Annotated in this window: 23 protein-coding genes, 2 tRNA genes and 1 other RNA gene; 20 read left to right on the top strand and 6 right to left on the bottom strand. The window is 34.2% G+C overall.

The window, feature by feature from the left end; translation table 11 throughout:
* The first annotated feature begins 200 nt into the window (after positions 1–200).
* From KJ849_04580 to KJ849_04650, 15 genes are all read left to right on the top strand, one after another.
* Positions 201–277: transfer RNA gene (locus KJ849_04580), tRNA-Arg, on the top strand.
* A 307-nt stretch (positions 278–584) separates the two neighbouring features.
* Positions 585–660: transfer RNA gene (locus KJ849_04585), tRNA-Lys, on the top strand.
* A 58-nt stretch (positions 661–718) separates the two neighbouring features.
* The gene (efp, locus tag KJ849_04590; GenBank protein MBU2599833.1) at positions 719–1,276 is read left to right on the top strand and encodes an elongation factor P; all 558 of its coding nucleotides are present in this window, start codon (positions 719–721) and stop codon (positions 1,274–1,276) included.
* 24 nt (positions 1,277–1,300) lie between these two features.
* Positions 1,301–1,711, top strand: coding sequence for a hypothetical protein (locus KJ849_04595; protein ID MBU2599834.1), 411 nt, complete (start codon positions 1,301–1,303; stop codon positions 1,709–1,711).
* A gap of 10 nt (positions 1,712–1,721) precedes the next feature.
* Positions 1,722–3,050, top strand: coding sequence for an acetyl-CoA carboxylase biotin carboxylase subunit (gene accC / locus KJ849_04600; protein ID MBU2599835.1), 1,329 nt, complete (start codon positions 1,722–1,724; stop codon positions 3,048–3,050).
* A gap of 67 nt (positions 3,051–3,117) precedes the next feature.
* A complete protein-coding gene (locus KJ849_04605; protein ID MBU2599836.1) occupies positions 3,118–3,504 on the top strand; it encodes an Asp23/Gls24 family envelope stress response protein in 387 nt (128 codons plus the stop codon).
* Positions 3,505–3,756: 252 nt separating this feature from the next.
* A complete protein-coding gene (amaP, locus tag KJ849_04610; GenBank protein MBU2599837.1) occupies positions 3,757–4,338 on the top strand; it encodes an alkaline shock response membrane anchor protein AmaP in 582 nt (193 codons plus the stop codon).
* Positions 4,328–4,510 (top strand): DUF2273 domain-containing protein, encoded by a 183-nt coding sequence (locus KJ849_04615; GenBank protein MBU2599838.1) that lies wholly within the window; start codon positions 4,328–4,330, stop codon positions 4,508–4,510. The genes amaP and KJ849_04615 overlap by 11 nt, the downstream gene beginning before the upstream one ends.
* A gap of 8 nt (positions 4,511–4,518) precedes the next feature.
* A complete protein-coding gene (locus KJ849_04620) occupies positions 4,519–4,965 on the top strand; it encodes a thiamine-phosphate pyrophosphorylase (GenBank protein ID MBU2599839.1) in 447 nt (148 codons plus the stop codon).
* A complete protein-coding gene (locus KJ849_04625) occupies positions 4,949–6,580 on the top strand; it encodes a glycosyltransferase family 4 protein (GenBank protein ID MBU2599840.1) in 1,632 nt (543 codons plus the stop codon). The genes KJ849_04620 and KJ849_04625 overlap by 17 nt, the downstream gene beginning before the upstream one ends.
* A gap of 53 nt (positions 6,581–6,633) precedes the next feature.
* The gene (thiE, locus tag KJ849_04630) at positions 6,634–7,260 is read left to right on the top strand and encodes a thiamine phosphate synthase (GenBank protein ID MBU2599841.1); all 627 of its coding nucleotides are present in this window, start codon (positions 6,634–6,636) and stop codon (positions 7,258–7,260) included.
* 1 nt (position 7,261) lies between these two features.
* Positions 7,262–8,554 carry a phosphomethylpyrimidine synthase ThiC gene (gene thiC / locus KJ849_04635; protein ID MBU2599842.1) on the top strand — a complete coding sequence of 431 codons (1,293 nt, stop codon included), beginning with the start codon at positions 7,262–7,264 and terminating at the stop codon, positions 8,552–8,554.
* On the top strand, positions 8,551–9,525 hold the full coding sequence (locus KJ849_04640) for an HD-GYP domain-containing protein (protein MBU2599843.1): 975 nt from the start codon (positions 8,551–8,553) through the stop codon (positions 9,523–9,525). The genes thiC and KJ849_04640 overlap by 4 nt, the downstream gene beginning before the upstream one ends.
* A 120-nt stretch (positions 9,526–9,645) precedes the next feature.
* On the top strand, positions 9,646–11,619 hold the full coding sequence (locus KJ849_04645; protein MBU2599844.1) for an HD domain-containing protein: 1,974 nt from the start codon (positions 9,646–9,648) through the stop codon (positions 11,617–11,619).
* Positions 11,620–11,621: 2 nt separating this feature from the next.
* Positions 11,622–11,813, top strand: a complete 192-nt coding sequence (locus KJ849_04650; protein ID MBU2599845.1) for a hypothetical protein — start codon at positions 11,622–11,624, stop codon at positions 11,811–11,813.
* Between the two features lie 86 nt (positions 11,814–11,899).
* On the opposite strand, the gene acpS is transcribed toward KJ849_04650, so the two are convergent.
* The 4 genes from acpS to KJ849_04670 form a co-directional block, all read right to left on the bottom strand.
* Positions 11,900–12,262, bottom strand: a complete 363-nt coding sequence (gene acpS, locus KJ849_04655; protein MBU2599846.1) for a holo-ACP synthase — start codon at positions 12,260–12,262, stop codon at positions 11,900–11,902.
* Between the two features lie 3 nt (positions 12,263–12,265).
* Positions 12,266–13,219: a methionyl-tRNA formyltransferase gene (gene fmt / locus KJ849_04660; GenBank protein ID MBU2599847.1), complete on the bottom strand. Its 954-nt coding sequence runs from the start codon at positions 13,217–13,219 to the stop codon at positions 12,266–12,268.
* A 124-nt stretch (positions 13,220–13,343) separates the two neighbouring features.
* The gene (gene mtnP / locus KJ849_04665; GenBank protein ID MBU2599848.1) at positions 13,344–14,204 is read right to left on the bottom strand and encodes an S-methyl-5'-thioadenosine phosphorylase; all 861 of its coding nucleotides are present in this window, start codon (positions 14,202–14,204) and stop codon (positions 13,344–13,346) included.
* Between the two features lie 90 nt (positions 14,205–14,294).
* Positions 14,295–15,503 (bottom strand): glycosyltransferase family 4 protein, encoded by a 1,209-nt coding sequence (locus tag KJ849_04670; GenBank protein ID MBU2599849.1) that lies wholly within the window; start codon positions 15,501–15,503, stop codon positions 14,295–14,297.
* 466 nt (positions 15,504–15,969) lie between these two features.
* Here KJ849_04670 and KJ849_04675 point away from each other — a divergent pair, with 466 nt between their 5' ends.
* From KJ849_04675 to rnpB, 5 genes are all read left to right on the top strand, one after another.
* On the top strand, positions 15,970–17,271 hold the full coding sequence (locus KJ849_04675) for a UDP-glucose/GDP-mannose dehydrogenase family protein (GenBank protein ID MBU2599850.1): 1,302 nt from the start codon (positions 15,970–15,972) through the stop codon (positions 17,269–17,271).
* A complete protein-coding gene (locus KJ849_04680) occupies positions 17,268–18,332 on the top strand; it encodes a glucose-1-phosphate thymidylyltransferase (GenBank protein ID MBU2599851.1) in 1,065 nt (354 codons plus the stop codon). The genes KJ849_04675 and KJ849_04680 overlap by 4 nt, the downstream gene beginning before the upstream one ends.
* Complete coding sequence (locus KJ849_04685; GenBank protein ID MBU2599852.1) at positions 18,333–19,043, top strand: nucleoside phosphorylase; 711 nt, start codon at positions 18,333–18,335, stop codon at positions 19,041–19,043.
* Positions 19,044–19,060: 17 nt separating this feature from the next.
* Complete coding sequence (locus KJ849_04690; GenBank protein ID MBU2599853.1) at positions 19,061–19,993, top strand: SDR family oxidoreductase; 933 nt, start codon at positions 19,061–19,063, stop codon at positions 19,991–19,993.
* Between the two features lie 52 nt (positions 19,994–20,045).
* An RNA gene (rnpB, locus tag KJ849_04695) (RNase P RNA component class A) lies at positions 20,046–20,391 on the top strand.
* A gap of 23 nt (positions 20,392–20,414) precedes the next feature.
* On the opposite strand, the gene KJ849_04700 is transcribed toward rnpB, so the two are convergent.
* A complete protein-coding gene (locus KJ849_04700; GenBank protein ID MBU2599854.1) occupies positions 20,415–21,257 on the bottom strand; it encodes a MinD/ParA family protein in 843 nt (280 codons plus the stop codon).
* Positions 21,258–21,277: 20 nt separating this feature from the next.
* Positions 21,278–22,402, bottom strand: a complete 1,125-nt coding sequence (flhF, locus tag KJ849_04705) for a flagellar biosynthesis protein FlhF (protein ID MBU2599855.1) — start codon at positions 22,400–22,402, stop codon at positions 21,278–21,280.
* Positions 22,403–22,663 lie beyond the last annotated feature (261 nt).

Raw genomic sequence — 22,663 nt, forward strand, 5'->3', positions numbered from 1 at the left:
AAGAAAGGTGCATATTCTTCCATTGGATCACCCTTGGAGGAAGTTTAAAATAAACCCATATAAAAGATCATTTTTATCTAATACAAAATAGGACATTTCTATTTAACGGAAAACAGGACATTTTCATTTTGCTGTTACAATTGCTGTTTTTTATTTGACATTTGAAGGCATTTATAGTAGATTAAAATTTGGTGGATAGTGCGCCCGTAGCTCAGTTGGATAGAGCAGTGGACTTCGAATCCAAGGGTCGTAGGTTCGAATCCTACCGGGCGTGCCATATATTATATCCAAGGATCGTAGATTTAAATTTTACCGGGCGTGCCATATATTATAAGCTGTTAGCTCAGTTGGATAGAGCAGTGGACTTAATCATAAGGTCGTAGGTTTAAGTCTTACCGGGCGTGCCATATATTATAAGCTGTTAGCTCAGTTGGATAGAGCAGTGGACTTAATCATAAGGTCGTAGGTTCGAATCCTACCGGGCGTGCCATATATTATATCCAAGGATCGTAGATTTAGGCTCTTCCCAAAACATAGTGGGTAGATAAATTTCACCCACAACATTCGTAATGAGCCGAAAATGCGGGCCGTTAGCTCAGTTGGTAGAGCAGGTGACTCTTAATCACAAGGTCATAGGTTCAAATCCTATACGGCCCACCAAGTTTATATGAATTAACCAATTTTTCAACAAACCAACTTTGGAGCAGAGTATATTATGATAATCTCTACAACTGATTTTAGAAATGGAATGGCGGTAGTAGTTAACAATGAGCTATACTATATTATAGAATTTCAGCATGTAAAACCAGGAAAAGGTGGTGCTTTTGTTCGGACAAAACTTAAAAATTTGAAAAGCGGACTTTGTGTTGATAGAACTTTTCGTTCTGGAGAAAAGCTTGAAAAAGCAGAACTTTCCCAAAGAAAAGTAGAGTATTTATATAAAGTAGAAAAACTTTTTTATTTTATGGATCTTGATTCTTATGAAGAAATTAGTCTTCCTGAGGAGATGTTAGGTAAAAAAGTCTTGTATTTAAAAGAAAATATGCAAGTTACTTTTTTAGAACATCAAAACAAGGTTATTGATGTAGAATTACCTACTTTTATTAATTTAAAAGTAGTAAATACAGAAGGTGGGGTAAAAGGCAATACGGTTACCCAAGTTTTAAAGCCAGCTACTTTAGAAACAGGATTAATGATCAATGTTCCTTTGTTTATAAATATTGATGATCAAATAAGGATAGATACTCGTAATAACTCATACATAGAAAGAGTTTAAGAAAGTATTCTTTAGGGATTTAGTATGGATTTAGAGAAAATAAAGAACCTTGTAGAGTTGATGGAGAAAGGAAATCTAATCGAACTAGAAGTTGAAGAAGGAAAGACAAAGGTCTTTTTAAAAAAATATTCGAGAGAAGAAGACCAAGAAAATAAAAAGGAAAGATCAATCACCGAAGACACCGAAGAAAAAGAATTAAGATTAGAGGAAGATCTGATAGAGCTTACTTCTCCGATGGTGGGTGTTATCAAACTGTCTAATTTAAAGAAAGAATCCAGAATTAACAAAGGTGATGTTTTGTATACGGTAGAAGCCATGAAGCACAAGAATGAGATTAGATCTGATTACGAGGGAATAATCTTAGATCTTTATGTTGATGATAATACTCCTGTAGAATATGGACAGAAGATTTTTTTAATTAAGAAAATTAAGTAAGGTAGAAAATTTGTTTAAGAAGATCTTAGTAGCTAATAGAGGTGAAATTGCGTTAAGGGTTATTCGAGCAGCTAAAGAACTGGGCATAGCTACTGTAGCTATTTATTCCCAGGCTGATGAAGACTCTTTGCACGTAAGATTTGCGGATGAAGCGGTCTGCATAGGACCTCCTTCCAGCAAGCAAAGTTACTTAAATATTCCAGCGATTATCAGCGCTGCCGAGATTACGGGAGTAGAAGCTATTCATCCTGGATATGGGTTCTTGGCAGAAAATGCTACTTTCGCTGATATTTGCGAAGAACATCTCTTTAAATTTATTGGCCCTAACTCTGAATCTATGAGAATGATGGGTGATAAAGCTATTGCTCGAAAGAAAGCTGTCCAGGCAGGAGTGATAGTAGTTCCTGGCACCGATGTAATCACCTCTCCGGAAGAAGCCGCGGAAAAGGCTAAAGAGATTGGTTATCCAATCATTATTAAAGCGGTGGCAGGTGGTGGAGGAAAAGGAATGCGTATTGTTTACGATAAAGCTATTTTAGAAGAAAACATAGATATTGCTCGTCGAGAAGCAGAATCAGCTTTTGGAAATGATAGCTTATATCTTGAAAAGTATATTGAGAAACCCGTTCATGTAGAAGTTCAAGTGTTAGGTGATAACTATGGTAATGTAATCCACTTAGGAGAAAGAGATTGCTCTATCCAGTATCGACATCAAAAACTGATAGAGGAATCTCCTTCTCCTAATGTAGATGAAAAACTTAGAAGTAAATTAGGAAAAAATGCTATTAAAATAGCTAAGGCTATCAAGTATACAAACGCTGGGACGGTAGAGTTTATTTTAGATGAAAAAAAGAGATGTTATTTTATGGAGATGAATACTCGAATTCAAGTGGAACATCCAGTTACGGAAATGGTTACTGGTATTGATTTGGTGAAAGAACAAATACGATTAGCTTATGGAGAGAAGCTTGGCATATCTCAAAACGATATATGTATTAAGGGCCATGCGGTGGAATGTCGGATTACAGCTCAAGATATGGATAATAATCTTTCTCCTAATTCTGGAGTAATTACTAGTTTAAATATTCCTGGAGGTCCTGGAATTAGAGTTGATACCCATATTTATACGGGGTATAAGATTCCTTCTTACTACGATGCTTTAATGGCCAAGTTAATTGGATATGGCCAGACCAGGGAAGAAGCTATTTTACATTTGTTAAGAGCCTTAGATGAATTTATTATAGAAGGAGTAAAGACTACCATTTCTTTGCATAAGAAAATCTTAAGTGAAGAGAACTTTAGAAAGGGAAATATTCATACCCATTATTTAAGCTTCTAAACAGAGGAGAATAGAAAGCAAAAAGTAAGACTTTAAGGAAAATCAAGAATAAAAGGAAGGAACTAAGATGGAGGAAAGAATAGAGCCGGGCATAGGGATGGTAAAAGTTTCTGATGAGGTAGTTGGAATTATTGCCGGACTTGCTACTATGGAAGTAGAAGGAATTTCTGGAATGAGTGGAGGAATTGCTGATGGCTTTGCTAAACTTTTGACTGGTTCTCAGTTAACCAAAGGAGTAAAGATTGAAGTTGGAGAAAAAGAAGTCGCGATTGATGCTTATGTCATAGTTACTTATGGAGTAAATATACCTGAAGTAGCTTGGAAAGTGCAAGAAAATGTCAAGCAAGCAGTAGAAAAGATGACTGGTTTAATGGTGGCGGAAGTAAATGTATTTATTCAAGGAGTGTGTGTTAAAAACCAAGAGGATGAAGGGGTAAATAAAGAAGTTAGTTAAAAACAAAATAAACGGTTAGCCGTCAGGAAATAGCTATGACAGATTTGCTGTAAAATAAAAAAATGGCTTTTGTAACCCGCCTAAAATTAAGGGGTATTTTGCAGTAACTCTTATATCTATTATAGATAGCTAATAGCATAGATTATCTATTATAAATAGCTAAATATAAATAGCTAAATATAAATAGCTAAATATAGATAGCTAAAAACTGATGGTTAAATACTTACAAAATAAAAGACAAGGAGGAAAGCAGTGAAGATTTTAAGTAGAGTTTTTATAAGTTTATCTATATTAATCCTTATGGCGATAGGAGTAGTCCTTATCCTTAATAATAGCAGCTTATTTTCTTTCCAATTTTTTGTCGAAGATTACTTTAAAGAAAATATGGAGCTATTTTACTTAACGATAGGTATTGTCTTCTTTGTAGTAAGTTTCTTAGCTACTTATGTTACTTTTAGCGGCCACAAGAAAGACAAGGCTATCACTCTTTACGGAAAGTTTGGAGAGATAAAGATTGCTTTATATGCCTTAGAAGATTATATTAAAAGAATTTGCCTTAAAGAACCTTTTATCAAGACAGTCTCGGTTAATGTTTTCTTAAAGAAGAAGAACATTGTGGCTAAAATTAAAGCAGTTATTTGTTCTGGTTATAATATCCCAGAGATAATTTCTAAGATTCAAATTAATGTTAAAGGATTTTTAGAGAATGATCTTAATTTTAGTGAAGAAAGCGAAATTAAAATATTTATTTCTAAAATTCTTCCCTCGGAGGATAAAAAAAATATAGCTCTTAAAGAAAAGGAAGAAAAAGAAAGTAATTATTATGAACAATAAGTTATTAGAAAGAATTAAGACCTTAATTAATAAATATCCTGAAAGGTTTATGGGAGCAGCGTTAGGATTAATAGCAGGGTTGACAATTATTATCTTTGGAGCGCTAAAGACTTTTATTATCCTCTTCTGTATCTTAGTTGGTTTTTTTATTGGTAAATTACGAGAAATGTAAGTACCTAAATGCAGAGAGAAAAAGAAGATCTTAAAGAGAAGTTCAAGCAAATTATTGATGCTAATGCCAATCGAGCTAGAGAAGGAATCAGAGTTATAGAAGAAGTAGCTCGTTTTATTTTAGAAGATAAAGATTTAACGATTAGATTAAAAGAAATTAGACACCAGATTACTAAATATATTAAGGAATTAAATCCTGATAAGCCCTTTATCTTTAGCCGAGAAAGTAGTTCTGATTTAGGAGCTAAGATTAATTTAGATAGCGAAAAGAAGCGATTTGGTTTATCTTGCTTAATAGAGGCCAATTTTAAGAGAGTGGAAGAAGCAATCAGGGTTTTAGAAGAGTTTTTAAAGGTTTATCAGGAAGAAGAGAGTAATAAATTTAAAGATTTAAGATTTGAAGTTTACCAAGTAGAAAAGGAACTGAATTTAATCATAAATGAACATTATAGATAAATACCTAACTCTTTCAGAGAGTAAAGACCAAGATAAAGAAAAAAAGATTGACTCTTTACTTAAAGAACCAAGAGCTAAGTATCTCATGGAGATACTTAGCTTAGGATTAAATGCTTATCAAGGGAAAGATTATCAAGAATCTTTAGCTTATCTGGCTTTAGCTAATAAATTATCAGGTTATGAAAGTTGTCGGTTATTAGAGACAATATATGTGGTCGGAGAGACTACCGGTGACTTTACCGAGGTCTTAAATGCAATCGTTAAATTTGCTCGCCAGGCTTTTAAGAGCCAGCGGTTTGATCTGGCTTTAGAAGCTTACAGTGTAATCTATGCTGAATTATTTAGCAGAAAGTATGATCCTCAAGGTTTGGATGAGGACCTATCCAAGGAAGCAGAAGAAGCTTATCGAGAAATAACCGGGGTTTGTAAAAAAAAGATAGCTTATTTACTTAAAAAACCAACCAAAAAGAAAGATAAGATAAATTTAGCTCATGTGGTAGGAAATTTAATTGATGACACTCATTCTCCTTCTAAGTTAGTCAAGGGCTTTATTAATTTCCATGATTATGAAAGATTTAATTTATCTGTCTTTTCTTCTGAAGTCTATGTAAAAAGAGACAACCCCTGCTTTCCTGTTTATAACACACTACCTTCTAGTTATAGGCGGGCACCGAAATTAGTTAGTTTAATGAAGGAAAAGAAGGTGAAATTCTTTGCTACCCCGGTAGATGGTTCTCAGACTGAAAGTGCTTTAATTTTAGCTCAAGAGTTAATCTCCAATGATATTGATATTGCTATATTTCACTCCAGTATGGCTTCTTCTATTGATTGTATTGTGGCTGGCCTAAAGACAGTTCCCTTACAGATAGTTTTAAGCCATGGAGGTGATGTTCGGAGTGGAGGAATAGATGCTGTTTTATATCTTAATGAGACCCCTTACGAGGTAAATAAGGATTATTGGAAAAAGAGAGGAGTAAAAGCATTTTCCTTAGAGGGTTTTTTTGATGTAGATGAAGAATTAAAAGGCACTTTACCTAAGAAAGAAGAGTTTAATATTCCAAAAGAAGCTAAGGTCTTAATTACAGCTAGTAATCATTTAGAGAAAAGGTTAAGCGAAGAGTTCTTAGAAGTAGTAGTGAAGATCTTAAAAGAAAATAAAGAAGCTTATTACTTAGTAGTAGGAAGGGGAAATCTTGATAAACAAAAAGATCTTTTACAGAGAGCCGGAGTGGTCGAGAGGGTAATATTTACTGGACCTCGGCAAGATGCTCCTTTATTAATCAAGATGGCTGATGTCTATTTAAATGAATTTCCTGCCGGAGGTGGGTTTACGACTTTAGAAGCTATGGCAGCCAAGAAACCAATTGCGGCTATGAATTATAGCCAAGAACATACTCAATGTATTGCGGCTAATTACATAGGCAAGGATTTGGCCATTAAGAGTAAAGATTATCAAGGTTACCTTGAATTGACTAATAAACTAATTAGAGATGAAGAGTATCGGCTAAGTATTGGTGAAAAAATGAGAAAGAGGTACGAGGAAAAGCATTCTCCTCTTGAAGTAGTAAGAGATTATGAAGAAGTAATCTTAAAATTATATCAAAATGCCCTATGAGGAAGAATTAAGAGATTAGACAGGAATATAAAAAAATAAATAAAGATGATTTATTGATTTATCCAATCATTGATGATAACTTTGTAGAAAGAGATCAGGTTTTAGAAGTAGCTTTTAACTTTATAAAGAGTGGCATCAAGGTCTTTCAATACCGAGCTAAGAATACTTCCTTAGAAGATATTTTATCTTTAAGTTATGATTTGACAAAACTTTCCCAAAAGCATAAAGTAAGGTTTATTGTTAATGATTATCTGGAGATAGCTTTAAAGGTAAAAGCAGATGGGGTTCATTTAGGACAAGATGATGTCGACCCCAAAAAGGCCAGGGAGATTTTAGGGCTCGATAAGATTATAGGTATCTCTACGCATACTTTAAAACAAGCCCAAGAAGCCAAAATCAATGGAGCAGATTATATTTCCTTTGGCCCCATCTTTAAAACTTCTACTAAAAAGGATGCTTTTAAAGTAAGAGGAGTTGAACTTTTAAGAAGAGTTATTTTAAGGGTAGATCTTCCCATAGTCGCGATTGGTGGAATTAATCGTGAAAATATGAAAGAAGTATTAGGGACAGAAGTAAGTGGAATAGCTTTTATTGCAGAGATCTATAAATCGCCTGAACTTTTAAATAATTTACTAAGCTTAAGGGACATAGCTTACAATACCAGAAAAAGAAAAGATTAAGATGACTCAAATAGAGAACGCTAAAAAAGGAATTATCACCGAAGAAGTAAAGCAGCTTTCCCAAATAGAGGAGCTAAGAGAAGAAGAGATAAGTAAATTAGTAGCTGAAGGCAAAATAGTTATTCCTTGTAATAAGAAGAGAAAAAAGAAGATTGAAAGGTTATCTGGAATAGGAAAAGGTTTAAGGACTAAAGTAAATGTCAATATTGGCACTTCTCCTGAGTGTCTAAGAATTGACAAGGAGGTTGAAAAGGTAAAAGTTGCTGTTAAGTATGGGGCTGATGCCATCATGGACTTAAGCATAGGGGGAGATTTAGATAAGATGAGGGAAGAAGTAATTAATAATTCTTCTCTGCCCTTAGGAACAGTTCCTATTTATCAAGCGATGATTGAAGAGATTAAAGAAAGTGGAGATGCTCGAAACTTAAAGATTAATAAGATATTGAAGGTGATTGAAAGACAAGCTAAAGACGGGGTAGACTTTATAACCATTCATGCTGGGGTAACTAAAGAGGCTTTAAAGAGATTGGAGACTCAAAAAAGAATATTAGGAGTAGTAAGCAGAGGAGGTTCTTTTTTATTAAGTTGGATCAAATATAATCAAAGAGAAAATCCTATCTATCAAGGATTTGATGAAATATTAGCCATTGCTAAAGAGTATGATCTTGTCTTAAGTTTAGGGGACGGACTGAGACCTGGATGTGTTTATGATGCTACCGATCAAGCTCAAATTCAAGAACTTATTATCTTAGGAGAGCTTACCAAAAGGACATTAGAGCAAGGTGTTTCGGTAATGATTGAAGGACCGGGGCATATGCCGATGAATCAAATAAAGGCTAATGTGATTTTAGAAAAAGAATTATGCCTATCTGTTCCTTTTTATTGTTTAGGCCCTTTGGTTACAGATATTGCCCCAGGTTATGATCATATTACGGCCGCTATCGGTGGGGCGATAGCTGCTTTTTCTGGAGCTGATTTTTTATGTTATGTGACTCCTTCTGAGCATTTAGGTTTACCAGGAATAGAAGAGGTAAAAGAAGGGATTATTGCTTTAAGAATAGCTGCTCATGCGGCTGATCTTTCTAAAGGAATAAAAAAGGCCTTAGATTGGGATATAGCTATCAGTAAGGCTCGCAAAAATTTAGATTGGAAATCTCAAATAAGTTTAGCTATAGATCCGATAAAAGCTAATAGAGATAGAGAAAGGTTATCAAGAGGAGATAGCTTAACTTGTAGTATGTGTGGGGAATTTTGTGCAATAAAGATGGCTGAAGGAAGCATAGGGACAAAATGATCTACCTAAAACCTTTTCAGAGAAAAAAATCCATAGAAAGAGCTTGTCATGATACCAAAGTCAGGAAGATGGTTGACTGCATTCCAACCATTATTTCTAAAGATACCCAAAGAGCAGTCATTAATATTTTAGAGCAGATTACGGAGAATGCAAAAGCAGGAAAAGTAACGGATAATCATGAAATAAGATTATATGCAAAGAGATTGGTGGAAGAAGTTATCTCTAATCAAAGTGCGATGGTGAATTTAGAAAAGATTAGAAATTATGATAAATATACTCTTATTCATTCTATAAATGTGTGCTTACTTTCGGTCTTAACTGGTTTTGAACTAAATTTTTCTCACCAAGAATTAGAAGAATTAGCCTTAGGTGCTATTCTTCATGATTTAGGCAAGATCTTAATCAAGGACTCTATCTTAAATAAGAGTGATGAATTAAATAGTTTGGAATTTGAGGAAATGAAAAAGCATCCTTATCATAGCTATTGCTTTCTCTCCGAAGACACTACCATAGGAGAGATTCCTAAAGTTATTGCTTATCAGCATCATGAAAGATATAATGGCTCTGGCTATCCTCGAAGCTTATCGGGAAACCAAATTAATGATTATGCGGTAGTAACAGCTTTAGCTGATGTTTATGATGCTTTAACTACTGATAGAATATATCGAAAAGGATTTCTTCCTTATGAAGCAATGAAGATTATCTTAAGCTCTAGTCCTCAAATGTTTTGTTCAAAAATTACTAAAGCTTTTGTCCAAAGTATTTCTATTTATCCTTCAGGGAGCTTAGTTAAGTTAAATACCGGCGATATTGGAATAATTATTAGGGTTAACAAGAAATCGCTCTTACGTCCAGTGGTAAGATTATTGCTCGCTCCTGGTAAAGAAAGCTATAAAGAGATAAACGATCTAGATCTTTCCAAGGAATTAGATTACTATATTACTAGCCCCATAGAAATGGAAATATGTTAGGGTAAAAAAATACAAGGGCGGCTGTATAGCTGTATATTAGGAAAAGACGGAAAGATTTACTCCCATAGAAATCTCATAGAAACCGAAATATGTTAGGGTAAAATATAAGGGGGAGATGATATGTATAGTACCGATGGATATCTATTCTTAGTCTCATCAATCATTTATTTAATTATCTTTGGTCTCTTTCTTTCTAATTCGAGACTTCTTAAAGAAAATAAGGCTTTTCTCTTTTTATGTCTTATTTCATTGGTGTATTGTTTTGGATCCTATGGATTTTTAAAGATTAAATTAGAAGATGATTTTTGGTATTGGCAGAAGATTATTCGCGTTAGTTCTTTATTATTACCAGCTACTATCTTGATGTTTATGATCAAGACTACTAAAAAGAAGAGTAAGATAAATGGTTGGCTGGTTATTTTAGGTTACTTAATCTCTTTGGCTTTAATCTTAGCAGAAAGAAAAGGGGTATATATTAAAGGCTTCATTAAAGAAAAAGATTTAATAATTCCTGAGGCAGGTAAATATTTTAGTTACATTATAGGATACTATGTTATTTATGGTAGCTATACTATCTATTTATTGATAGATTATTTTAAAGATTTAAAGCATCTAAACGAAAAAAGATATACCAGAACTCTTATTTTAGCTTTCTTGTTATTTGTCCTTGCTTGTGGCTTAAATGTTTTAAGTTTATATACCAAGAGAATTGGCTTTTTATCAGAAGTAACCATTTTTGCCACCACTTTATTTGTTTTATTTTCTATCGTTAAGCATAATCTATTGCAGGTAAACTTAATAATAAGAAAAAGTTTTATTTATGCTTTTTTGACCATCACCATAACTTTTATCTTTCTAATAAGTGTTCTTTTATTAGAAAGAGTCTTTGAATATGTTTTTGGCTTTCATTCTTTCTTGCCTACGATAATGTTTGTTTTAATTATGGCTTTAATTTTTCAACCCTTGAAGAACAAACTCCAATTATTTATTGATCAGGTCTTTTTTAAGGAAGGTGAAGACAAGCAGAAACTAATAAGAAATTTAAGTAAGAATGTTGCTACTATTTTAGATCAAAAGGCATTATTGACTTCAATAATTAATATTATCACCGCTATTATCAGCACAGAGAAAGTCTCCATTTTTTTATTAGATCAAAAGAAAAAGAAATATTTTATCTATACTCAGGAAGGTTTACAGAAAGAAGAGATAAGTTTTAGTTTTATTAATTCGCTTCTGGTTTTTTTAGAAGAAGAGAAAAAAGAAGTTTTAGTTTCCCAGCTTAAAGAAGAAGAGATGAAAAAGAGTAATGTTTATGTGAACTTAAAAGAAGATATGGATAAAATAAAGGCTGAGATTTGCATTCCTATTACCTATAGAACAAATTTATGGGGATTTTTTTCTTTAGGGAGAAAGTTATCAGAAACTACTTATAGCAATGAAGATGTTGATACTTTATGGATGTTAGCTAACGAAACTGCTATCTCCTTGGAAAATATTCGATTTCATAATAATGCCAAAGAACAATTTTTGTCGGCGATAAAATCTTTAGTTAGCCTTAATGAAACCAGAAATCCTTACCTTAAAGAGCATGGAAAAAATGTAGCTTACTATTCAGCCGAAGTAGCTAAAGAATTAGGACTATCTTTAGAAGTAATTAAATCTATTGAGGATGGAGGAAATTTGCATGACATCGGCATGTTTGGGATAAATGACGAAGTATTAAAAAAAGAAGATAAATTAACGGAAGAAGAGTTCGCTCTGATTAAGAATCATCCCAAGATAGGCAAAGATTTTTTAGTTTCTCATTTATTTCCAAAGGAGATTTATGATGCTATCTCTGGCCATCATGAAACATTATCTGGCGATGGATATCCTAATGGATTAGCAGGAAATGCAGTCTTAATGGCGGCGAGAATTGTAGCGGTAACTACGGCTTATAATGCCATGAGGTCAGATCGACCTTATCGAAAAGCCTTAAGCAAAAAAGAAGCAGTTCATGAGCTTTTAATGAGTAGCGGCAAAAGATTTGATAAAAAAATAGTCGATATCTTAGTTAAAGTATTAGATAAAGAAGATCAAAGAAAGATAGCTTAAAAATGACTATAAAAAAGATACTCAAATGCCTCGATGTCAAAGGTTGTTCAGCTGGATATTATTTAAAATGCCCAGCTTATAAAATAGAAAAAAGTTGCTGGGAAGTACCTGCTGTTCCTTGTTGCAAGCGAAATAATAAAGAAAGGTGTGTCCCTTGTCCTGTTTACCTTCGAGCTGGTCAAAAAGAAGAATAAAAGGGTCAAACTTCAAAATTTAGTCAACAAAATACCAAGATAAACTTGCCCAAAAGAGGACCAAGTCAAGAGGTTATCTAAATAAGTTAGGTGTATATAGCACAAGCTAAAGCATATTCTTGGCAATGAGAAAGAGTAATCAAGAGCTCTCCTTGGCTAGACATCTTTTTAGCTTTACCTAAAAGATTAATCTCAGGTTTACCCTGCTGGTCTTTAATAACTTCTATTTCCTTAAGGAAAATTTTACCAAAACCTATCCCAAAAGCTTTTAAAACTGCTTCTTTAGCGGCAAATCTTACTGCTAAATGTTGATAAACATTAGATTTCTTTTGGCAATAAGTTAATTCATTTGCAGTAAAGACTCTTTTTAAAAAGCGGTCTCCCCAACGTAAAGTGGCCTTCCTTATTCTTTTAACCTCAATGACATCTACTCCTAAACCTTTGATCATAGTTTAATCCAAAACTCCTAAGACTGTACCTTTGGATATCTGGTGTCCTCTTAGAAATTGAGAGGTAGGCAGAGGTCTACCTCCTTCTAATTGAACTAAGGTGACTAAGATAAAATCGAACTTAGTGGCTACTAAAAATCCCTCTTTGGTAATCTCGGTAATGGTTCCGGGAAAAAAAGAATTATCACTTAAAGAAGAAGATAATTGAGAAGGAAGTGTGGTTAATATCTTAAGTTTTTTACCCTGAAGATAAGTAAAAGCTCCTGATTTAGGGGAAAAGGCTCTAATAAAATTATGGATATCATTAGCTGGTTGAAACCAGTTTATCTTTAAACTTTCTTTTTTAAAAGATGGAGCGTAAGAAACTTGGGTTTCATCTTGAGGAAGACGAGGAGCTTTGGTATCTTGAATGAGTTGGATAGCTTTTAAGAGTAACTTAGCTCCTTTTTGAGCTAATATCTCATGTAAGATTCCAAAGTTGTCAAATAAAGAGATCGGATGTTCTTTTTGTAAAACAATATCCCCCGCATCTAATTGCTTGGTTACCCAGGCAATAGTATTTCCAGTAACTTTTTCTCCCTTTATTAAAGCCCAGTTAATTGGAGCTGCTCCTCGATACTTAGGAAGCAGTGAAGCATGAAGATTGATACTGCCTTTTTTAGGAAGTGATAAGATCTGATCAGGGATAATTTGACCATAAGCTATAATGACAATTAAATCTAAATTAAGACCATTAATAAGCTCATAAGCAGATTGACTCTTGATAGATTTAAATTGCCACACCGGGATATTTTTCTTTAAAGCTAAAATCTTAGTAGGAGGACTTTGAAGTTTATAACCCCGGCCACTTGGCTTATCTACCTGGGTAATTAGTCCTAAAATTTGGTGGTTACTCCCAAGGAGTGCCTCTAAGGAAGGCAGAGCAAAGTTAGAAGTAGCCATTATTAAAATACGCATGGATCTCTCCTAAAAAGACCTTGGTTGAGTAAATTTTTTAAGATTTTCCAAAGTATCTTTTTTTTGCTGGAATTTCCTAATACTTCTTTGGTTTTTTATTAGTTGAATTATAAACATAATTTAATTAGAGGTATCTTTTTAACAAAAATTGTAATTTTTCTTTGGTCTTCTCAGGAATTAAGTGGGAAGGAGTAATAATAGCGTCTTTTAAAGCATTCTGGCAAGAACAGTAAGAAGTGTTAGCTACTTGAGGAATAATTTCTTTGAGGATGTTTTTAGCTTTTTCTATATTTTTATTTAAATTGTTGATTACCATTTCTATAGTTACTTCCCCGCTTTCATGCCAAACATCATAATCAGTTACCATGGCCATGGTGCTATAACAAATTTCAGCTTCCCGGGCTAATTTAGCTTCAGGGATAGCAGTCATACCAATAATATCTGCACCTAAAAGCCGATAACTTCTTGATTCTGCTTTAGTAGAAAATTGAGGCCCCTCGATACATAGATACGTACCTCCATTATGAGTATCATAATTTAGCTCTTGACAAGCCTGATAGATAATCTTATTTAAAGTAGAGCAATAAGGAGAAGCCATTCCGACATGGGCTACAACACCGTTTCCAAAGAAAGAAAGGGCCCGAAAACGAGTCTGGTCAATGATTTGATCAGGTATTAAGATATCCAAAGGCCTGACTTCTTCTTTAAGGCTGCCAACTGCACTAATACTAATAATCTTTTCCACACCAAGGCTCTTTAAGGCATAAATATTAGCCTTAACATTAATTTCTGTAGGCATAATTCGATGTCCTTTACCATGGCGAGGGAGAAATGCTACTGAAGTATCATTGATGACGCCTATGGTAATTTCATCAGAAGGATGGCCAAAAGGAGTGTCTATTTTAAGAGAGGTGATATTTTCCAGACCTTCTAATTGATAAAGACCACTTCCACCCAATATTCCTACTTTAATTTCTTTGATCATGAATTACCTCCATTTACTAAGTTATCAAGAAAAATCTTATTGAGCCTTAATTAATAAAATTAATACCTTAAAATTAGCCAAAGTGCAATATTAATCTAACTTTTTTAAAGTTAATTCTTGAAGCATCTGATTGTATCTTTCTATAATTATCTTCCAGTCATATCTTTCTTCTACTAAGGAACGAGCATTCTTGCCTATTTCTTTTCTTAGGTTTTTATTCTTGATCAAAGTTACTACTTTTTGGGCAAAATCTTCTGGCTGATCGGCAATCATAATATCTTTAAGATTAGTTACTTCTATTCCTTCGCAAGCAATAGTGGTAGCAACGACGGCACATTCCATAGACATAGCTTCTAATATCTTTAAACGAGTGCCACTTCCTGAAAGCAAAGGAGCTACTAAGATAGAATTACTTAAGTAAGGTCGGCTATCTTCTACAAATCCAAGATATTCTACGTTAGAATCAATCTTAAATTGCTCTATCTTTACCTCTCCAGGGTTTCCAATAATGAAGAATTTAAAGTCGTTAATTTGATCTCTAATCATAGGATAGATAGATTTGATAAAGTATTGCAAAGCTGTTAAATTAGGAGGATGGAGAAGTCCTCCTAAAAAAGTAATCTTATTTTCTTCATTTTTCTTTGATTTTGCATAAAAAGAGGTATCGACTCCATTAGGTAAAACTAAAATACTCAAGCGAGGTAGGGATTTTTTTAAGATAAGCTGGTCGTTTTTAGACATGACAAGACATTGGTCATATTTAGGCAACCAGCAAAGCTCTTGTTTTTTAAAATTTAGCCAATTTTTAAGCTCTTTCCACTTTTCTACCAGATGGGGAGTAGTAAGAAAACGACGATAATGAGTGATGTGAGCGAGGTCGTGAGCAACGATGATAGAAGGGATAAAAATATCCTTAGGCAAGAAACAAGCGAGTTGGGAAAATTCTATTTGAAGAAGATCGAAATTACCTTTTTTTAGAATTTCTTGGATAGCAAAAGAGAGTTCTTTGGAGGTTATAGTTTCAAAGTGAAAAGGATTTAAAATTTGAAGAACATAGATCAATCTTCTTAAATTTTTACTAAAATAATTTAATTCTCCCCTGTATAGGACCGGATAAATAGTAACATTACTCCAGAGATTTTTAAGTTTTCTTAAATGATGATCCTCTTCTTGGGTGATCAAAGAGATTAAAGTAATCTGGTGGCTCTTTCGTAAGCCATCGATAATGTTAAATATTCTGGTCTTGCCTCCAGAATCTAATGGGTAGGGGAAAAAAGGAGAAACAATCAAGATTTTCATAAAAATTATTTTAGTAAGATTGGCTCATCCGGATTATGGTGCAAAGGAAAAGGATAGGGTTAAACACTCATAGAGAAGAACATCCCTGGATGATCTTAAGAACTGCTAGATCCTTTGGATATTAGAGAATAATTTTACTTCCAATCTTAACTTATGTCAACGATTTCTTTTTCTATTGTCAAGGCAAAATAGGACATTTATTTACAAAGTTGGGGAATTCATTTTTTACTTGCTTAGTAAATATGCTTATGTTATATTTAGGTATCAGTTTAAAAAGACTGGACCTCTGGCCAGGGTGAAGTTTGTTTCTTGATTTTCGAGGTAGCATTCTTGAGTACCATAGGAGCAAAGCCAATAGGAAAGATAGTTCTAAGTATTAGCCATGGCTATTTTGTTTGGAGTTAAAAATTAATTTGCTCTATGTCAATTTCAGTTAATAGATTAATTCTTAAAAAGGGGGTTTCTTGTGAAGATCTCAGTATTTGGGGCAGGATATGTAGGGTTAGTTACTGGCACCTGTCTTTCTGACTTAGGAAATGAAGTGATACTGGTCGATATTAATGAGGAAAGAATAAATAACTTAACCAAGGGCATCTTACCTATTTATGAGCCTGGGTTAGAAGAAATAGTTAAAAGAAACTACGAAAAAAATCGCCTCTCTTTCACCACTGATTCAGTTTATGCTATTCAAAATGCCGAGATTATCTTTATTGCTGTAGGGACTCCTCAAGGAGAAAGTGGCCAGGCTGATCTTTCTGGGATAATAGCTGTAGCTACAAGTATTGGTCAATATATCAATAACTATAAGGTCATTGTGAATAAAAGCACAGTTCCAGTGGGCTCGGGAGATTTGGTAGGTAATATTATTTCTACTTACCAAAAAGATAAAAAAATAGAGTTTGATGTCATCTCTAATCCCGAGTTTCTTAGAGAAGGATGTGCTATTCAAGATTTTATGCACCCTGATCGGATTATTGTTGGCTCTTCTAATAATAAAGCTGTCCAATTTATTATAGATCTATATAAGCCTTTGGAAACTACGATCTTAGTGATGGATGTAAGAAGTGCCGAGATGGTCAAATATGCTTCTAATTCCTTCTTAGCTACCAAGATCTCTTTTATTAATGAAGTTGCTAATCTATGTGAATTAGTGGGAGCAGACGCCGGTTTAGTAGCCGGAGGAATGGGTTTAGATAAGAGAATTGCTCATGGATTCTTGCATGCCGGGATTGGATTTGGAGGTTCTTGTTTTCCTAAAGACTGCCGTGCTTTAATAGAAACAGCTAATGAAGTTAGTTATGATTTTAAAATTTTAAAATCTACTCTGAAAGTAAATCAACTACAACGACATAGATTTGTCCAAAAGATCAAGGATATTTTAGGTAATTTAAGAGGAAAGAGATTGGGTGTTTTAGGCTTATCTTTTAAACCAAATACTGATGATATGAGGGACGCCCCTTCTATGGATATTATCAACGAATTAGTAAACCAAGGAGCCCAGGTAGTTGCTTTTGATCCTGTAGCTATAAATGAAGCTAAAAAATATATCTCTGGAATAACTTATACTACTTCTTCATACCAAGCAGCCGAAGATAGCGATGCTTTAGTTATTTTAACCGACTGGAATGAATTTAAACAATTAGACTTACTGAAGATTAAAGAATTACTAAAATCCCCTATCATTATCGATGGAAGAAATATTTATCCACCAAATAAGATGAAAGATTTAGGATTTAATTATTATGGTTTAGGCAGAGGAAAGATATGAGAGCTTTAATCTTAAGTGGAGGAGCTGGAACCAGACTTCGACCCATTACTCATACCAGCGCTAAGCAACTAATCCCCATTGCCAATAAACCTATCTTATTTTATGGAATTGAATTTATCCGAGATGCCGGAATTACCGAGATAGGTATAATTGTAGGAGAAACTAAAGAAGAAATAAAGAGTGTGGTAGGTGATGGAAGTAAATGGGGGGTTAAGATTACTTATCTTGAGCAAGAAGCTCCTTTAGGCTTAGCTCATGCTGTAAAAATTTCCCAGGATTTTCTTCAAGATGAACCTTTTGTGATGTTTTTAGGAGATAATATCATAAAGGGTGGAATTAAGGCTTTTGTCGAACAATTTAAAGAAGAACAGCCTCATGCTTTAATCTTATTGACCGAAGTCAATAATCCTCAACAATTTGGAGTAACCGAACTTAAAGATGGTAAAGTAATAAGATTAGTAGAGAAACCCAAAGAACCAAAGAGTAATTTAGCTTTAGTAGGAGTATATTTATTTGATAAAAACATCTTTAAAGCCGTTAATAGTATTTCTCCATCCTGGAGAAATGAGCTTGAGATTACTGATGCTATCCAATATTTAGTAGAGCATGGTTATACGGTAAAACCACATATTATTACCGGGTGGTGGAAAGATACCGGTAAACTTGAAGATATGTTAGATGCTAATCGCTTAATTCTTGATACCCGCGAACAAGAGATTAAAGGCTCTGTAGACAGCTTTTCAAGGATTATTGGTAAGGTAGTGATCGAAGAAGGAGCAATTATCAAGAATAGCACTATTCGAGGTCCTTCTATTATTGGAAAAAATTCTCAAATAATTAACTCTTACATTGGCCCTTATACTTCTGTCTATTGCGAAACTAAGGTTATCAATAGCGAAATAGAACATTCTATAATATTAGAAAAGTGTCAGATAGTAGACATTGGTTCTCGGATTGAGGATAGCTTAATTGGGAAAAATGTGGAGGTAGTTAAATCTCCTTTAAAACCAAAAGCTTATCGATTTATGCTTGGAGACTATAGCCAAGTAGGAGTTTTGTAAGTGATTCATCTAAAATGCAACTCCAGTGATTTAGGAAAATATGTCCTCCTTCCTGGTGATCCTAAGCGAGCTAAGTATGTTGCTCTAAATTTTTTAAAAGAAGCACAATTAGTTTCAGATTATCGTGGTTTAGACTCTTACACTGGAAAATATAAAGATATTAGAGTCTCGGTAGTCACCACCGGAATGGGGTGTCCTTCTGCGGCTATTGTTACTGAAGAATTAATCATGTTAGGAGCAACTACCTTAATTCGGATTGGCACCTGTGGAGCTATCCAAAAAGAGATCTCTACAGGAAGTATCATTATCCCTACCGGAGCAATTCCTTTAGTAGGTATTATTAACCAATACAATTTAGCTTGTTTTTGTCCTACTCCTGATTTTTATGTCTTAAAAGCTTTAGTTCAATCGGCCAAGGAGCTTGACAAGGAGACCTCTTTAGGTCTTATTGCTACCTCTGATTCATTCTATAACGAAATGGATCAAGCTAAGTCTTGGTCTTCTAAGAATGTCCTCGGCTTGGAAATGGAATGCGCCGGTATATTTGCTATTGCTTACTTAAAAAAGATTAAAGCAGCAGCTATCTTAGCCGTAACAGGAAATTTATTATTTCATGAACAAGTATTAGATAATGAAGCTACCAAAAAAGCTATTGATGACGAAATAGAGGTAGCTTTAAGAGCTATTGAATTATTAGATTTGGAAGGCTAAATAAGGAGGAAATAAAGATGAAAGCGTTAGTTACTGGAGGAGCAGGATTTATAGGTTCTCATTTATGTGATTACTTACTTTCTTTAGGACATGAAGTCATATGTATGGATGATTTAATTACCGGAACATTAGAAAATATCTCTCATATCAAAGATAGTAGATTTACTTTTATTAAACATGATGTTACGGAATATATAGAGATCCAAGGAGAAGTTGATCTTATTTTTCATCTGGCTAGTCCGGCCAGTCCTATTGATTATTTAAAACTTCCTATCCAGACCTTAAAGGTAGGCAGCTTAGGAACACATAAAACATTAGGTTTAGCCGAAGTAAAAAGAGCTGCTTATTTAATATCATCTACTTCTGAAGTGTATGGCGATCCTTTAGTTTCTCCCCAAGATGAAAGCTATTGGGGAAATGTTAACCCGGTAGGACCTCGGGGAGTATATGATGAATCTAAAAGATTTGCCGAAGCTCTGGTTGTTGCTTATCATAAAGCCCATGGAGTAAATACCCATATCGTCAGGATCTTTAACACTTTTGGTCCTCGCATGAGACTAAACGATGGCCGGGTAGTCCCTACTTTTATATACCAAGCTTTAAGAGGGGAAGACTTAACAGTGTTTGGAGATGGCTCTCAAACTCGAAGTTTTTGTTTTGTTTCTGATTTAATTGAAGGTCTCTACCGGCTTATTACCTCTAATATCCATGAACCGGTAAATATTGGAAATCCTTATGAAATGAGTATTCTTAAATTTGCTCATTTAATTATTGAATTTACTGATAGCCCAAGTAAGATTGTTTACCGACCATTACCTACTGATGATCCTAAACAACGTTGTCCTAATATTAACAAAGCTAAAACCCTTTTAAACTGGGAGCCCAAGGTTTCTTTAGAAGAAGGATTAAAGACTACCCTTGATTGGTATAAAAAGAGACTGGTTCTATAAATAACATTTTTAAATAACATTCTATAAATAAGATTTTTAAATAAGAAGAGAGTAAGTAGATCAGGTAATCGCCTTAAATCCTTTTTTAAGGAGGAAAGTCCGAACTCCAAAAAGCAAGGTGCTGGATAACGTCCAGTGGAAGTGATTCCAAGGAAAGTGCCACAGAAAATATACCGCCTTAATCTTAAATTAAGGTAAGGGTGAAAAGGTGTGGTAAGAGCACACCGCGTTCCGGGTGATCGGAACGGCACGGTAAACCCCACCTGGAGCAAGGTCAAATAGAGGAGCTATATAGTCGCTTGCTATGCTCCCGGGTAGACTGCTAGAAGCCTATGGTAACATAGGTTAAAGATAAATGATTACCAAATACAGAATTCGGCTTATGATCTACTTACTTTCTTTTTATTTATAAATTTACCTGTTACTTAAAGAAGCTTTTCAGAAAGTTAGCAATTCCTTTAGGTGGTTCTGAAACATTCTCTAACTTATCTCTAATATGATAAACGCAGTTGGTAGCTTTAGCCTTAGGATAAGTTAAAGCAAAAGGATTTCTTTGTCTGACTGCTTTTCCTACTACCGCATCCTCAAGAATATACCCTAAGCTTTCTACCCTCATATTTAAAAATTGACTAACAATATCAGTAAAATGGTCTACTACTTTCTTTCCCTCGATAATATTATTAACCCTATTAACTACCAATCTTATTCTCTTTTCCTCATTCTCTTTGCCAATCGCCTTTACCATTCCATAAGCATCGGCAATAGCGGTAGGTTCAGCCGTAGTCATCAATACAACCTCATCAGCAGCTAAGATAAAACTTAAGACATTGGCCGAAAGCCCTGCTCCGGTGTCGACAATAATAATATCAGCAATCCCGGTAAGCTTATTTAGATCTTCTATAAAATTTTTTCTTTGCTCAAAAGATAGATTGGAAAGCTCAGTAACTCCCATCGCCCCTGATATTATTTTAACTCCCCCTGGAGCTTCGGTAACCACATCTAAGATACTTTTCTGTCCCTTAAGAACATGATGTAAATTATACTTAGGACCAGGAACAAGTCCTATCACTATATTTACATTAGAAAGACCTAAGTCAGCATCAAAGATAATAGTTCTCTTGCCCATTTGAGCATAAGCAATAGCTAAATTTACAGAGAGATTAGTCTTTCCGACGCCACCTTTACCACTTGTTACCGTAATTACCTTAGTGGTATGATTATTCTTAGCTATCTCTCTTAATTTTTCAGCTTGATCTGAGATCATAAAACTTCTCCCTGTCTCCTCTATTCGTCAAAGATTGATTCTACTAATTTATAATTAATAGCTTCGACCATATCTTCAGGAACATTTTGACCGGTAGTAATATAAACTAAGGCTTGGGGAATCTTAGTAAGTAAATTAATCATAGGTCCAATAGTTATTGCCTCATCTATCTTAGTCAGGATAATCTTATCAAAAGAGACTTTTTTAAAACTTCTAACCATATTTAACAAATCTTTATATTTAGTAGTCGCACTGAGCAAAAGAAACTTTTCTATATTATAGTTAACACCTTGAAAAAAATTCTTTAACTCTTGCATCTGCATATCATTACGTTGGCTTCTTCCGGCGGTGTCTATTAAGATTAAGTCACTCTCTAAGCTTTCATCTATAGCTTTCTTTAACTCCAGAGGCCCAAAAACTACTTTTAAAGGAAGATTTATAATCTCAGCAAAGGTTCTTAATTGTTCTACGGCTGCAATTCGATAAGTATCTATGGTAATTAGAGATACCTTCTTCTTCTTGTTAAAGACAAAATTAGCCGCTAATTTAGCTAAAGTAGTCGTCTTGCCCACCCCGGTAGTACCAACTAAAGCAATAATCTTAGGACCACCACCTCCGTTTAACGGAAAAGCTCCTTCTATCTTGATAAGGGTAGAGAGATAAGAAATTAACCTGCTCTTTAAATATTCTCCATTATCAATTTGTATGGCCGGCACTTCTGAAATTACTCTATTTATTAATCTTTCTGCTAATTCGGGTTCTATGTCATTTTGAACTAACTTCTTATAAAGACTTCCTATTTTTCCAGGATATTTTAATTGTTTCTTTTCTTCGGTAATCCCCTCTATATTTTCCTTAATCGTTTCTAATTCTTTCTGGATTAAAGTAATCTTATCGTTATCTTCTTTGGCTTTAGGAATATTTTGAGAATTTGTAAGATTAAAGTAATTTTTAGAAGTAGGTAAACCAGGAGAACTAAAAGGAACCAAGCAAGTTAATTCCACCATCTTCCTGCCAAATAACCCCCAAAAACCACCTTTTCTGATCAAGCGATGGCTAATTACTTTAGCTCTATCCCCATAATCAATTTCCTTTAACAATATCGCTTTTTGTAAGGTTTCTGCTTCATATGTTTTATATAGCATCTTTATTCACCTTTGCTATCTCTATACTTTGTGAGCGGTCAGCCATCAGCCAAGATCAAGATGAAAAATATACCTATAGCTAAATACTAATCGCTAAAGACTCGCTTTATTCTATACTTACCATGCCTATAGTTTGAACTTTAATATCAGGACTAATTTCTTGATAAGCTAAGATTGTCAATCCTGGTATCGTATTAATCACTAACTTTGCCAAAGCAGCTCTAACTCTGGAAGAGCACAATAAGATAGACTCATCTTACA

The sequence above is a fragment of the bacterium genome (assembly GCA_018830565.1).
Taxonomy (GTDB): Bacteria; UBA9089; JAHJRX01; order JAHJRX01; family JAHJRX01; genus JAHJRX01.

Coding starts and splice junctions, on each gene's coding strand:
- KJ849_04595 (MBU2599834.1), top strand. CDS start 1,301: ATGGATTTAGAGAAAATAAAGAACCTTGTAGAGTTGATGGAGAAAGGA.
- KJ849_04605 (MBU2599836.1), top strand. CDS start 3,118: ATGGAGGAAAGAATAGAGCCGGGCATAGGGATGGTAAAAGTTTCTGAT.
- KJ849_04615 (MBU2599838.1), top strand. CDS start 4,328: ATGAACAATAAGTTATTAGAAAGAATTAAGACCTTAATTAATAAATAT.
- KJ849_04620 (MBU2599839.1), top strand. CDS start 4,519: ATGCAGAGAGAAAAAGAAGATCTTAAAGAGAAGTTCAAGCAAATTATT.
- KJ849_04625 (MBU2599840.1), top strand. CDS start 4,949: ATGAACATTATAGATAAATACCTAACTCTTTCAGAGAGTAAAGACCAA.
- thiC (MBU2599842.1), top strand. CDS start 7,262: ATGACTCAAATAGAGAACGCTAAAAAAGGAATTATCACCGAAGAAGTA.
- KJ849_04640 (MBU2599843.1), top strand. CDS start 8,551: ATGATCTACCTAAAACCTTTTCAGAGAAAAAAATCCATAGAAAGAGCT.
- KJ849_04645 (MBU2599844.1), top strand. CDS start 9,646: ATGTATAGTACCGATGGATATCTATTCTTAGTCTCATCAATCATTTAT.
- KJ849_04650 (MBU2599845.1), top strand. CDS start 11,622: ATGACTATAAAAAAGATACTCAAATGCCTCGATGTCAAAGGTTGTTCA.
- acpS (MBU2599846.1), bottom strand. CDS start 12,262: ATGATCAAAGGTTTAGGAGTAGATGTCATTGAGGTTAAAAGAATAAGG.
- fmt (MBU2599847.1), bottom strand. CDS start 13,219: ATGCGTATTTTAATAATGGCTACTTCTAACTTTGCTCTGCCTTCCTTA.
- mtnP (MBU2599848.1), bottom strand. CDS start 14,204: ATGATCAAAGAAATTAAAGTAGGAATATTGGGTGGAAGTGGTCTTTAT.
- KJ849_04670 (MBU2599849.1), bottom strand. CDS start 15,503: ATGAAAATCTTGATTGTTTCTCCTTTTTTCCCCTACCCATTAGATTCT.
- KJ849_04680 (MBU2599851.1), top strand. CDS start 17,268: ATGAGAGCTTTAATCTTAAGTGGAGGAGCTGGAACCAGACTTCGACCC.
- KJ849_04690 (MBU2599853.1), top strand. CDS start 19,061: ATGAAAGCGTTAGTTACTGGAGGAGCAGGATTTATAGGTTCTCATTTA.
- KJ849_04700 (MBU2599854.1), bottom strand. CDS start 21,257: ATGATCTCAGATCAAGCTGAAAAATTAAGAGAGATAGCTAAGAATAAT.
- flhF (MBU2599855.1), bottom strand. CDS start 22,402: ATGCTATATAAAACATATGAAGCAGAAACCTTACAAAAAGCGATATTG.